The sequence below is a fragment of the Flavobacterium circumlabens genome, assembly GCF_004345565.1.
Lineage (GTDB): Bacteria > Bacteroidota > Bacteroidia > Flavobacteriales > Flavobacteriaceae > Flavobacterium > Flavobacterium circumlabens.
In genome coordinates, this window is sequence record NZ_SLWA01000011.1 from 51,017 (window position 1) to 63,509 (window position 12,493).

General features: G+C 35.8%; 11 protein-coding genes. 9 read left to right on the forward strand and 2 right to left on the reverse strand.

Annotated elements, in window-relative coordinates:
* Positions 1–10 precede the first annotated feature (10 nt).
* From EV142_RS21080 to EV142_RS21105, 7 genes are all read left to right on the forward strand, one after another.
* The gene (locus tag EV142_RS21080) at positions 11–1,510 is read left to right on the forward strand and encodes a RagB/SusD family nutrient uptake outer membrane protein (protein ID WP_132037819.1); all 1,500 of its coding nucleotides are present in this window, start codon (positions 11–13) and stop codon (positions 1,508–1,510) included.
* Between the two features lie 12 nt (positions 1,511–1,522).
* Positions 1,523–3,145, forward strand: coding sequence for a hypothetical protein (locus tag EV142_RS21085; protein WP_132037820.1), 1,623 nt, complete (start codon positions 1,523–1,525; stop codon positions 3,143–3,145).
* A gap of 11 nt (positions 3,146–3,156) precedes the next feature.
* Complete coding sequence (locus EV142_RS21090; RefSeq protein WP_132037821.1) at positions 3,157–4,821, forward strand: glycoside hydrolase family 16 protein; 1,665 nt, start codon at positions 3,157–3,159, stop codon at positions 4,819–4,821.
* Positions 4,822–4,904: 83 nt separating this feature from the next.
* Positions 4,905–5,663 carry a glycoside hydrolase family 16 protein gene (locus tag EV142_RS21095; RefSeq protein WP_132037822.1) on the forward strand — a complete coding sequence of 253 codons (759 nt, stop codon included), beginning with the start codon at positions 4,905–4,907 and terminating at the stop codon, positions 5,661–5,663.
* A gap of 330 nt (positions 5,664–5,993) precedes the next feature.
* Complete coding sequence (locus tag EV142_RS21100; RefSeq protein WP_127337092.1) at positions 5,994–6,578, forward strand: RNA polymerase sigma factor; 585 nt, start codon at positions 5,994–5,996, stop codon at positions 6,576–6,578.
* Positions 6,579–6,628: 50 nt separating this feature from the next.
* Positions 6,629–6,772 (forward strand): hypothetical protein, encoded by a 144-nt coding sequence (locus EV142_RS24180; protein WP_164502545.1) that lies wholly within the window; start codon positions 6,629–6,631, stop codon positions 6,770–6,772.
* A gap of 705 nt (positions 6,773–7,477) precedes the next feature.
* The gene (locus tag EV142_RS21105; protein ID WP_132037823.1) at positions 7,478–8,539 is read left to right on the forward strand and encodes a tetratricopeptide repeat protein; all 1,062 of its coding nucleotides are present in this window, start codon (positions 7,478–7,480) and stop codon (positions 8,537–8,539) included.
* Positions 8,540–8,721: 182 nt separating this feature from the next.
* Here EV142_RS21105 and EV142_RS21110 read toward each other — a convergent pair whose 3' ends face one another.
* On the reverse strand, positions 8,722–9,375 hold the full coding sequence (locus EV142_RS21110) for an endonuclease III domain-containing protein (RefSeq protein WP_132037824.1): 654 nt from the start codon (positions 9,373–9,375) through the stop codon (positions 8,722–8,724).
* Positions 9,376–9,561: 186 nt separating this feature from the next.
* Here EV142_RS21110 and bcp point away from each other — a divergent pair, with 186 nt between their 5' ends.
* The gene (gene bcp, locus EV142_RS21115; RefSeq protein WP_132037825.1) at positions 9,562–10,014 is read left to right on the forward strand and encodes a thioredoxin-dependent thiol peroxidase; all 453 of its coding nucleotides are present in this window, start codon (positions 9,562–9,564) and stop codon (positions 10,012–10,014) included.
* A 160-nt stretch (positions 10,015–10,174) separates the two neighbouring features.
* Here the strand turns inward: bcp and EV142_RS21120 are convergent, their stop codons facing one another.
* Complete coding sequence (locus EV142_RS21120) at positions 10,175–11,635, reverse strand: TonB-dependent receptor (RefSeq protein WP_132037826.1); 1,461 nt, start codon at positions 11,633–11,635, stop codon at positions 10,175–10,177.
* 90 nt (positions 11,636–11,725) lie between these two features.
* Between EV142_RS21120 and EV142_RS21125 the strand changes: the two genes are divergently transcribed.
* The gene (locus tag EV142_RS21125) at positions 11,726–12,490 is read left to right on the forward strand and encodes an MBL fold metallo-hydrolase (protein WP_132037827.1); all 765 of its coding nucleotides are present in this window, start codon (positions 11,726–11,728) and stop codon (positions 12,488–12,490) included.
* Positions 12,491–12,493 lie beyond the last annotated feature (3 nt).

Sequence of the window (12,493 nt, forward strand, 5' to 3'; positions counted from 1 at the left end):
TTCAATTAAAATGAAAAAATATTTTTACACAACAATCGTAATGTTAACATTATTTTCAGCCGTAACGATTTCCTGTTCGGATGAATTTGTTGATCCTACTCCGCCATATTCCATTGACTCTGAGAATTATTTTAATTCAAAAGCCGATTATGATCAGGCATTAATAGCAGCTTATGATTTGCTTCAGTCTTCTTACGTAAATGTTTTATTAGGAGAAATTGCTTCAGATAATACACTCTGCGGTGGAGAAAATGCAACAGATGTTATTGGTTTTCAGCAAGTAGACGATATGATTCATACACCGGTAAACAGCAACCTGAAAGATGTATGGAACTGGATGTTCGCAGGTGTTCAAAGAGCTAATTATATCCTTGAATTTCAGAATAAACTGGATTTTGAGGGTAAAACACAACTAATAGCCGAAACTCGTTTTCTTAGGGCTTACTACCAATTTGAATTAGTAAAATGGTTTGGTGGTATTCCAATGAAAGGGGATGCGAGGTTTAAAATTGGAGATGAAACTAAGATTCCGCGCTCCTCCGTTGCAGAAGTTTATGCTTCTATTGAAGCTGACTTAATTTTCGCGGCAGCTAATTTATCTCCAATTGCTTCTCAAACAGGAAGAGTTACAAAAGGGGCAGCTCAGGCCTTACTGGGTAAAGCTTATTTGTACCAGAATAAATTTGTTCCGGCTGCGAATATTTTACAAGCAGTAATTAATTCCGGTACCTATTCACTCGTATCTGATTATAATACCATATTTGAAGAAGCGGGAGAAAATGGCAAAGAGTCTGTTTTTGAAGTACAGTATACAGATGTTGAAGGTGCAGGCTTTACGTGTTTACAATGTAGTGAAGGAAATGTCGCTGTAGGTTTCAGCGGAGCAAGAGGATATGACGGACCACTTTTTACATCAGGTTTTAGCTTTAATATTCCAACACAGGAAAGTGCAGATGCTTTTCAGGTTGGCGATAAGCGTAAAGATGTTGCGATACTGGATATCAAAGCATGGGCGCTGGCCAATGCCAGTTATGATAATGGTAATGGAATTAAATTTGGAAAAGGGAATGAGGATACAGGTTTCTTCAATAGAAAATATCTTCCAAGAAAAAGAAGTGGAAATGCTCAGGGTGACCTGAATCTGACCAATCCAAATAATTACAGAGCCATACGTTACGCTGATGTTTTATTAATGGCAGCAGAAGCTTACAACAGAGGTACGATTGATGACGGTAAAGCCAAAGAATATCTGAATCAGGTAAGAAGACGTGCTTTTGGAGACAATAATCATGATGTAAACCTTACCGGAGCTTCTTTGACTGATGTAATTTTAAATGAAAGAAGAGTAGAGCTTTTTGGAGAAGGACACCGTTTCTTTGATTTGGTAAGAACAGGAAAAGCGGCAGGAACAATACCTGGTTTTAAAGCGAATAAAAACGAATTATTTCCACTTCCTATTGAAGAAATTCAGTTTGCCGGTGGAAACTGGGCACAAAATCCAGGATATTAAAAAATACGAATTATGAAAAAAATACATTTTATTATAAGTCTTTTCGTTTTAGCCACTCTAATAGGCTGCACAAACGATGATGGTAGTGATATTGATTTAGACGGAGTAAGTGCGCCAACCAATGTTTCGGCATTAACAACAGTAACGCAGGACAATACCGGTAAAGTAACTTTTGTTCCTAAAGGATCCGGCGCAACGCAATATAAAATCAATTTTGGTGACGGTAGTCCAGAGTCAGCCTATGCAGCACCGGGAGAAGGTATTTTACATACTTATGCCGAAGGAGTGTACCATGCGAAAATTACGGCAATGGGAATTAACGGAAAAACAACTGTAGCAGACAAAGAAGTTGTGGTTTCTTTCAGGGCACCGGAGAACTTAGTAGTCGTTATTACAAATGATTTGGCGATCTCTAAAAAAGTAACCGTAAAAGCCAAAGCAGATTTTGCTTTGTTCTATGATGTTTATTTTGGAGAAGCAGGAAAACCCGATCCGATTTCGGCAAACAATGGTGAATCTGTTTCGTATATCTATCAGAATGCAGGAGTTTATACCATTAGAGTAGTTTCTAAAAGCGCAGCTATTCAGACTACCGAATATACTGCGCAGTTTGAAGCCATTTTGATTTTAAATCCAACGGCATCTGCTCCTACACCTCCGACCAGACAAGCCGCAGATGTGATTTCTATTTATGGTTCTAAATACACGAATGTTGCCGGAACAGATTATTTCCCGGATTGGGGTCAGGCAAGTCAGGGCAGCAGCTGGGGCGAGTTTGATCTGAATGGTGATAAGATGTTGAATTATATCAAGTTGAGTTACCAGGGAATTGCACTGGCAGCCAATACGTCTATAGATGTCTCGGGTATGGATTTTATTCACCTGGATGTCTGGACTGCTGATACGCAGAAAATAGAAACTTCATTAATTAGCAAAACACTGGCAAACGGAGAAAGACCTGTTACTAAAGACCTTGTTGCCAATCAGTGGACAAGTATAGATATTCCTATTTCGGCCTTTACAAGCCAGACGGGGTTCACTGTAGCTGATATCTATCAATTGAAGCTGGTTGGAACGCCTTGGGCTACAGGAACTGTTTTTATAGATAATATTTATTTCTACAAAGAACCGGCTGAGTCAATCGCATTACCGCTTGATTTTGAATCATCTGCCCTAACGTATGCCTGGGGAGGTTTTGGAAATGTTGATGCAGCAATTGTTACCAATCCATCTAAAACAGGAGCAAATTTGTCTGATAAAGTAGTGAAACTGGATAAGAAAGCAGGAGCAGAAGTTTGGGGCGGAGCCAGTTTAAATCTTGAAAATACATTAAATTATACCAAAGGAACTACTGTAAAAGTAAATGTGTGGTCACCAAAAGTCGGAGCCGATATTTTATATAAAATGGAAGTTTCAACATCTCCAAAAGATGGAAATGGAAATCCAACTGTTTTTATAGAAGTACATGCCACAACAACAGTAGCCAATGCGTGGCAAGTGCTGACTTATGATTTAACGACAGCACCCGGTTTTAGTACAGCTAACAAATACGACAGAGTAATTTTATTTCCTGACTTCGGACAAGGGGGAACAGGAACAAGCTATTACTTTGACGATATTAAACAATCCAATTAAAACAAGAAATCATGAACAAAAAAATAATCATAAAGATAGTATCCTTATTTGCGATTCTCTTGATGACGGGTTGTCAAAAAGATGATTTTACGTTCGGATCATTAGACGCACCGTCCAATCTTAAGGTGACTTTTGATATAGTAGGTAAAACAGCAGACACTCCCTTTGGAGACGGATCAGGAAAGGTTAATTTTAAAGCAACTGCTGATAATGTGATTTCCTATAAATACGTTTACAGTGATGGTGGTACAGATAATGCGCCAAGCGGAATTACTGAAAAAAGGTTTAACAAGACAGGAATAAATAAATATACAGTCACTGTTATTGCTTATGGAAAAGGTGGTGTAACGACCAATATAACTACAGAACTTGAAGTTTTTAGTGACTTTAGAGATGATCAGGCCGTACAGTTTTTAACAGGAGGAACTTCTAAAAAATGGTATTGGGCCGCGTCAGAAGCTGCACATTTAGGTGTGGGGCCAAATGACAGTAATGAAGAGAAAAACTGGATTCCGGATTATTATAAAGCGGCACCTTTTGAAAAAGCAGCTTCTCCGACAAGCAGCTGTTTGTACGAAAATGTATTGACGTTCTCTTTAGTGGGCGAGCAATTGAAATTTGAACTGGATAACGGCGGGGCTACCTTCTTTAACGCTTCTTTCGAAAGTGTTGGAGGCGGAAGCTCAGGTTCTGATGCCTGTCTGCCTTACAATACAGGTGGAGCTAAAACAGTTTTACTGGGTCCTTCAGAATCAGCTGTGATGAAAAATCCAAATCATGCACAGCAAACCAGAGGAACTATGTTGAATTTCTCTGATGGCGGTTTTATGGGATACTATATAGGACAAAGTTCTTACGAGATTTTATCGATCACAGAAAACAGAATGACCGTAAGAGCAGTAATGGGAGGAAACTCAACTTTAGCGTGGTATCATACTTTTACAACAACTCCACCTAACCAGAATCCGCCAACTGCAGATTATACCAATCTGGTATGGTCAGACGAATTTAATACAGATGGAGCTCCGGATACCTCAAAATGGGTATATGATTTAGGAAACGGTGATAACGGCTGGGGAAACAGTGAAAAACAAAACTATACCAATTCTGCCAGCAATGTAATTGTACAAGGAGGAAATTTAAAAATCACAGCTAAAAAAGAAGCTTCAGGCGGGTTTAACTATTCATCAGCCCGATTAAAATCAGAAGGTAAATATGATTTTACTTATGGTAAAGTAGAGATTCGTGCCAAACTTCCAACAGGTGGAGGAACCTGGCCGGCGATCTGGATGCTTGGTGCCAATTATGCAACTAATGCCTGGCCGTCTTGTGGTGAAATAGATATTATGGAACATGTAGGAAACAGTCAAAACCTGATTCACGGCACACTTCATTATCCCGGACATTCAGGCGGAAATGGTAATACAGGCTCTAAAACCATTCCAAACGTTTCTACAGAGTTTCATGTCTATAAAACGATCTGGTCACCGGCAGCCGTAAAAATTTATGTAGATGACGAATTGATTCATTCCGTTGCGAATGATGCTTCCCTGCCATTCAATAAGGACTTCTTCCTGATTTTGAATGTAGCAATGGGCGGTAATTTTGGAGGAAATATTGATGCTGCTTTTACGCAATCTTCTATGGAGATTGATTACGTGAGAGTATATCAATAGATTGTTAATTAATTAGTAAGAATGAAATGAGAAGGTCAGTGTAAGGCTGGCCTTCTTAATTTTAGTAATTTTAAAACGATACTATGAAAAAAGTAGTTGTATTAATACTGATCAGCAGCTTTTGTTTCGCGCAAAAAGCCAATCGAAAGCTTATCTGGGAAGAAAATTTTAATAAAAAGAAAATAAACGAATCCTTCTGGAACTTCGAACTCGGAGACGGTTGCCCGGATTTATGTGGTTACGGAAATAACGAAAGGCAAATTTATACCAAAACGAATCACCAGATAAAAGACGGAAATTTAATTATAGAGGCCAGAAAAGAAGGAACTAAATATACCTCCACTAAAATTACAACCAAAGGTAAAAAGCAATTTCAATATGGAAGAATAGAAGCAAGGGCAAAACTTCCGATCGGACATGGTTTATGGCCCGCATTCTGGATGTTAGGAGCCAATATCGATGAGGTGAAGTGGCCAAAAACAGGAGAAATCGATATTTTGGAATATATAGGCAGAGATCCGCATATGGTATATACCACCCTGCATACCCAGGACAGCCATGGCAATACCATTAATACCAAAAGAACAGAATTCCCTGCCATTGAAGAAGGATATCATATCTATGCTATAGAGTGGTCAAAAGATAAAATAGAATTCTTTGTAGATACTACTTTAGTGTATACATTTAATCCTGAAGTTAAGGACGAAAATACCTGGCCGTTTGATAAACCATTTTACATTATTGTCAATCTGGCAATCGGCGGAAATTTTGGAGGACCTGACGTAGACGATACTGTATTGCCACAAAAATATTATGTGGACTATGTTCGCGTCTACGAATAATCATTAAAATACTATAAATAGTATTAAAAAAAGAAGATGTAACTGGTTTAAATTAAGTGATTTAGGTAAGTTTGTCTTCTTTTTTTAAATGTTAAAACCTTACTGTTATTTGGTAATTTTAAAGACTTTGACAGGATTTATTAATTTTAATTAAGATTAATTACCATTTTATTATTAATTATTTGTTGTTTGTATTTGCTTTTTAAAATAATTATTTGTTAAATTTGAACAGATTATTAACAAAACCAAAAAAAGATCCGCCTATTATATAAAATTACTTTTTAGAAAAAATTACTCCAAATTTTAAACAGAAACTAAAAAAGTAGTATTATGGCTGATCTGCATATTCCAGACGCTCTATTGGTGAAAAATTATGTTGAAGGCAACGAGAATGCTTTAGCGACATTAATAAAAAGACATGAGTCTAAGATATATGGATTTATATATTCAAAGATTGCTGATAGAGATATTTCAAACGACATTTTTCAGGATACTTTTATCAAGGTAATCAAAACCCTTAAAAGCAATTCATATAACGAAGAAGGTAAATTCCTGCCTTGGGTCATGCGTATTTCCCATAATCTAATCGTAGATCATTTCCGTAAAAACAAAAAAATGCCCATGTACAGAGAAACAGAAGAGTTTTCTATCTTCTCTGTGATGTCAGATGATTCTTTAACCATTGAAAATAAGATGATTTTTGATCAGGTCGAAGTGGATCTTAAAAAAATAATTGAAGAGCTTCCTGAGGATCAAAAAGAGGTTTTGGTAATGCGTATGTATCAGGATATGAGCTTCAAGGAAATATCGGAACTTACGGGCGTAAGTATCAATACCGCATTAGGAAGAATGCGTTATGCCTTAATGAATTTGAGAAAAATTATTGATAAACATCAAATTATTTTAACCAACTAATACTATTTTGAGTATTAGCCCGTTATACTATTATAAAACACTTTCATGGTATGGCGAAAATTTACTCTAAAAAAGCATTAGCTTTTAAAAACTTAAAACCAAAAAAAGAAGTCGTTTCTTTTTTATTAAATTACTCACAAGCGTTGACAGTTGTGAAGATTAAAGATAAAAGTTTTGATATTATAGCTAATTAAACAGCCCGCTGCCTTGGTCGGATGTTTATTTCGAAAGAAAAACCAAATGGTCGTTTTGGTTGAAAGCTCACTATTTGTATGCAAATACAGATAGTGAGTTTTTTTTGTTTAAATCAAATTCAGAACCCTTTCTGCGTTTAATTATATAAGAATTATAAGACTTTCAATTACTGTCTTAAACTGTAGAAGTCGTTGTATTAGGGGTATTTTGTAGTAAATAACATTTTTTATTCTGTATAATTGTAGGTTATTATTTATTTTACACGAAACGTTATATTTTGGTTAAAAAATTGTTTGTATTTTATTTGTCTATTCAGTTTTTAATTTTATTTTAGATAAAAATAAATTGTTTGTAACAAATAATTAATAAAAAGGTATTTATAGTTTAAATATTGTTAAAATCATGTATTTTTTATAAGTATGCTTTAAAAGTAATGAAAGAATCTTTAACCCCTAAAATGTTTAATATGATAAAAAACTACACTAATTAATTTGTTCAGTTTGATAAACTTTTAAATCCATAAGTGGAAATTAAGAGTGCATGCAATTTTGCTTAAAAGAAACCAGACAACAATCCTGTTTTGTCCGGAGATGAAAAATATTTTTTAAAAATAGTCATAACCACTTTTAAGCCGGGCACATTCTGCCAAAATTGCTCAGGAAATAAAAACCAAAACTTTATTTAACCATCAAACCTAAGTTCAAATGAAAATGAAATATTTAATACTATCAATTGTATTGATAAATGTTAGCGTGTATGCCCAAAATGCACAAATTAAAGAAGCGCAATCTATTTTTGAAAAAGGTAATTCACAGGCTGCAATAACGATTTTGAATAAAACAGAATACATGATCCTTAATGCTCCTGATGAAGACAAATCTGATTTTTATTTTTTGAAAGGAAATGTATTAAAGGATTTAGCTACCAAAGATATAGATGCAGCCAATAACTTTACCTTAGCCTCACAAGCTTATCAGGATGTGATGTTATATGAAAATGAATCCGGAAAATATAAATACAGTGTAAAAGCCGGTGCAGCATTAAAACAAATGAAATCCAATCTCGTAAATGGCGCAATGAATGATTTTAAGGCAGGTAAGTTCAAAGAAAGTGCAGAAAAGAGTTTTAAGGTGTATTTGTTTGATAAAAAAGACACCCTGAATTTGTATAATGCAGCGGCAGCTTCTGTAAATGCAGAAGATTATGATTCGGCAATTAAATATTACGAGCAGTTAAAGAAAATCAATTTTTCAGGAAAAGGAATTGTTTATTACGCTACGAATAAAAAGACAAAAGAAGAAGATACTTTTATTTCGCCAAAAGCAAGACAATCAGCTATTGATGCCGGTCTTTATGAGAAACCAAGAACAGAATCTGTTCCTTCGAAAAAGATAGAGGTAAATAAAAATCTCGCTTATTCTTATCTGGAGAAAAAAGATTTTGCCAAAGCAGAAACAACTTATAACAGTATTTTGGAGATCGATCCAAATTGTGTTGATGCGTACGTTAATCTGGCTTATTTAAAATTAGAATTAAAAAAGGCTTTAACAGAAGAAATTTCCGCTTTAGGAACCAGTCCAAAAGAAATGCAGCAATACGATAAACTAAATGCTAAAAAAGATGATATTGCCAGAAGTGCCATTCCTTATCTTAAAAAAGCACTTCTTATTGAACCTAAGAATGAATCTGTTGCAAAAACACTTTTGGGAGTTTACAGATCACTTGATATGACTGCGGAATACAATTCTTTAAAAGCCGGAATGTAGGTTGCTGAGGTTAAAAATAAAGGTACAAAGGTACAAAGGTGCAAAGTTACAAAGGTGCAAAGGTTTGAATAGCTAGGTTTTATGATTTATAAAATCCACTATTTAAACCTTTGCATTTTACATTTTATAAAATTAAGCCTAACGTAAACCTTTCCGTAATTCACTTTTGATAACGCCTGAAATTACTTCACCTTACTCATTTCATCGATAATAGATTTCTTTCCAATCGTTCTCGTAATAATATCTTTTTCTAAACTCCAGCCACGGGCAGGGGAGTACTCACGGCCGTACCAGATAATTTGCAGATGTAAATCATTCCATAATTCGCGTGGGAATAACCTTTTGGCATCTTTTTCTGTCTGTACCACATTCTTTCCATTCGAAAGATTCCATCTGTACATCAATCGGTGAATGTGTGTATCAACCGGAAAAGCAGGAACTCCAAAAGCCTGGGACATGACCACACTTGCTGTTTTATGGCCAACGGCAGGTAATTCTTCAAGTGCCTCAAAACTCTGCGGTACTTTTCCGTCATGTTTATCAATAAGAATATGCGATAAGCCATAAATTCCTTTCGACTTCATCGGGGATAATCCGCAAGGGCGAATAATTTCCTTAATTTCTTCCACAGACATTTTTATCATATCATAAGGATTATCAGCCTTTGCAAAAAGTATAGGTGTAATTTGATTCACACGGACATCTGTGCATTGTGCCGATAATAAAACAGCAATCAGTAAAGTATAAGGATCTTTGTGATCAAGAGGAACAGGTATAGTAGGGTAGAGTTCTTTTAACGTATTTATAACAAATTGTACGCGAGCTTCTTTATTCATTTCCGTATTTTTAATCCCGTAAAAATAATGAATTATAAGTTAAAAGTAAGGAGTTATGAGTTATGAGTTATGAGTTATAAGTTGTGAGTGATGAGTTTCAAATGTAAATCCAATTCAACAATCTTTACTCTTTCCCCTTTATTATTCGGTTTAAAAATCTAAAATCAACAATCTAAAATAAAAAAAATGACAACATTAAAAAAAGGAGATCAAGCCCCGCAATTTTCAGGAACAGACCAGGACGGAAACATCCATAAATTGGCGGATTATGCCGGAAAAAAACTGGTAGTTTTCTTTTACCCAAAAGCAAGCACACCAGGCTGCACAGCTGAAGCCTGTGATTTAAGAGACAATTTCGAACGTTTTAAAGCCAATAACTACGAGCTTTTAGGGGTAAGTGCCGATAGTCAGAAAGCACAGGGAAAATTCAAAGATAAATATGAATTCCCTTTTCCGTTAATTGCCGACGAAGATAAATCAGTAATCAATGCTTTTGGTGTTTGGGGACCTAAAAAATTCATGGGAAAAGAATACGACGGAATCCACAGAACCACTTTCGTAATTGATGAAAACGGAATTATAGAAGAAGTAATTGAAAATGTAAAAACAAAAGAACACGCATCGCAAATTTTGAAGTAGCCGTTTGTTTGCAAAAAAAAAAAGTTAGCGTTCAGTTTGTGATTTCTCGTTCCTCGAAATGACAAAATTGCGAAAAACTGTGACCGAGACTGAAAACAAAAAAAGTCCAAAAAAGAAATTATTTCTCTTTTGGACTTTTTTTGTTCTGAACAAATAATCGTTATATATTTTGCTCCAATTCAGTTTCAGGATGATAACCAAATAAATGATGTTCCTTTATAATTTCGGCAACTCCGGAAGGCAGCATAGGTTCCCAGCCCGATTTCCCCTGACTGATCATTTTTAAAACTTCGCGTGAGAATACGTTCAATATATCCGTATTGTAATCTTTTATGTCCACTACCTTTCCGTTGAATTTGAAGAATTTATACAATTCTTTCATTCTAGGATGAACTTTCAGGTTTTCAGAAGTAATAATTTCTCCATTTTCACCCAACATCGGATATAAAAATACTTTCATATCGCGGTAGAATAATTTTCCAAAAGCTTCCAGGATTCCACCACTCAGGTGACGGTAATATTTCTCGTCAAAAATATCAATTAAGTTATTTACTCCCATCGCCAATCCCATTCGGGCTTTGGTATAGTTAGCAAAATATTCCACTACTTTATAATATTCCTGGAAATTAGAAATCATAACGGTTTGTCCTAACGAACAAAGTAATTCTGCCCTGTCCATGAAATCGCGTTCATCAATTTCACCATCAGAACGTAAATTCGAAAGTGTAATTTCAAAAACAACCAATGTATTCTCTTTTTCAACCTTATTTTCTTCCAGAAACATTTTCAATGATTTCTCGTACATGTCAAGGTTTACATTCGTAACCGGACGAAAACTTCCCCTAAAGGCCAAAAGGTTCTTTTTGTATAAAATGGCAGCCGGTAAAATATTTTTCCCTTCAGGATTAAACATTACGGCATCTGTCATTCCGTTTTTAACCAGTTGCAAACTCATCAGACGATTGTCAACATCTGCAAAACGGGGTCCTGAGAAGTTAATAGTGTCAATTTCAAGCTGGTCTTTATCTAAGTGATCGTATAAATAACGAAGTAATCGTTTTGGATCGTTGTATTTGTAAAAAGCACCGTAAATTAAGTTTACACCTAAAATCCCAAGTGTTTCCTGTTGTAGTCTTGCGTCAGTTTCTTTAAAACGAATGTGCAGAATAATTTCGTTGTAAGCTTCGTCCGGTTCTATCTGGTATCGTATTCCAACCCAGCCGTGACCTTTAAATTGTTTGGCAAAGTCAATAGTTGCAACGGTATTGGCGTAACTAAAGAAAAGCTTGTTGGGGTGTTTTTCACGGCTCAGACGCTCTTCGATAAGTTCACCTTCAAAGGTTAACATTTTTTTGAGTCGGTTTTCGGTTACGTACCTTCCGTCACCTTCAATTCCGTAAACGGCGTCACTAAAATCTTTGTCATAGGCAGACATTGCTTTTGCAATAGTTCCCGATGAACCTCCGGACCTGAAAAAATGCCTGACCGTTTCTTGTCCAGCACCGATTTCAGCAAATGTTCCGTAAATATTCTCGTTTAAATTAATGCGTAACGCTTTGTCTTTTATAGAAGGAATCTGTTCGATGACCTTGTCACCTTTGAGTTTTATTTCTGTACCCATTTTATTTTAAATAGATTTGTTACAAAGTTAGCAAATTAGGCTTCTAATGAAAGAGAAATAATCCTATTTTTGTAAAAAAATTAAGTTCAATTGAAGATCTATTTTTTAGGTACCGGTACTTCTCAGGGCATCCCAATTATTGGGGTCGATCATCCCGTTTGTAATAGCACTGATGCTAAGGACAAAAGGCTTCGCGTCTCCATCTGGATCACGTGGGACACACATTCGTATGTAATAGATTGCGGTCCTGATTTCAGGCAGCAAATGCTTTCCTGCGGATGCCGTAAGCTGGATGCTATTTTATTTACACACGAACATGCAGATCATACGGCAGGTTTAGACGATATTCGCCCGTTTAATTTCAGACAGGGTGAAATTCCTGTTTATGCCCATCAGCGGGTAATAGACAATCTCAGACGTCGTTTTGACTATGTTTTCGAGACCGTAAACAAATATCCCGGAGCCCCAAGCGTAAAAACAATCGAAGTCAAAAACGATGCACCTTTTGCTGTTGGTGATAAAATGGCAATTCCGGTAAATGTTATGCATGGTGATTTGCAGGTTTTTGGATATCGAATAGATGATTTTGCTTATCTCACAGACGTGAAAACCATTCACGAAACCGAAATTAAAAAGCTTAAAAACCTGAAAGTTTTGGTGGTGAATGCTTTACGTGTAGAGCCTCATGACACACACTTCAACCTGCAGGAAGCCCTTGATTTTATCAACTTGGTAAAACCCGAAGTTGCTTATTTAACACACATCAGCCATGTATTGGGTTTTCACGAAGAAGTGCAGCAGCAACTTCCTGAAAATGTCTTTCTGGCTTACGATAATTTAGAAATTACAATTTAATTA

Coding starts and splice junctions, on each gene's coding strand:
- EV142_RS21100 (WP_127337092.1), top strand. CDS start 5,994: ATGGCTGATCTGCATATTCCAGACGCTCTATTGGTGAAAAATTATGTT.
- EV142_RS21105 (WP_132037823.1), top strand. CDS start 7,478: ATGAAAATGAAATATTTAATACTATCAATTGTATTGATAAATGTTAGC.
- bcp (WP_132037825.1), top strand. CDS start 9,562: ATGACAACATTAAAAAAAGGAGATCAAGCCCCGCAATTTTCAGGAACA.
- EV142_RS24180 (WP_164502545.1), top strand. CDS start 6,629: ATGGCGAAAATTTACTCTAAAAAAGCATTAGCTTTTAAAAACTTAAAA.
- EV142_RS21110 (WP_132037824.1), bottom strand. CDS start 9,375: ATGAATAAAGAAGCTCGCGTACAATTTGTTATAAATACGTTAAAAGAA.
- EV142_RS21085 (WP_132037820.1), top strand. CDS start 1,523: ATGAAAAAAATACATTTTATTATAAGTCTTTTCGTTTTAGCCACTCTA.
- EV142_RS21090 (WP_132037821.1), top strand. CDS start 3,157: ATGAACAAAAAAATAATCATAAAGATAGTATCCTTATTTGCGATTCTC.
- EV142_RS21120 (WP_132037826.1), bottom strand. CDS start 11,635: ATGGGTACAGAAATAAAACTCAAAGGTGACAAGGTCATCGAACAGATT.
- EV142_RS21095 (WP_132037822.1), top strand. CDS start 4,905: ATGAAAAAAGTAGTTGTATTAATACTGATCAGCAGCTTTTGTTTCGCG.
- EV142_RS21080 (WP_132037819.1), top strand. CDS start 11: ATGAAAAAATATTTTTACACAACAATCGTAATGTTAACATTATTTTCA.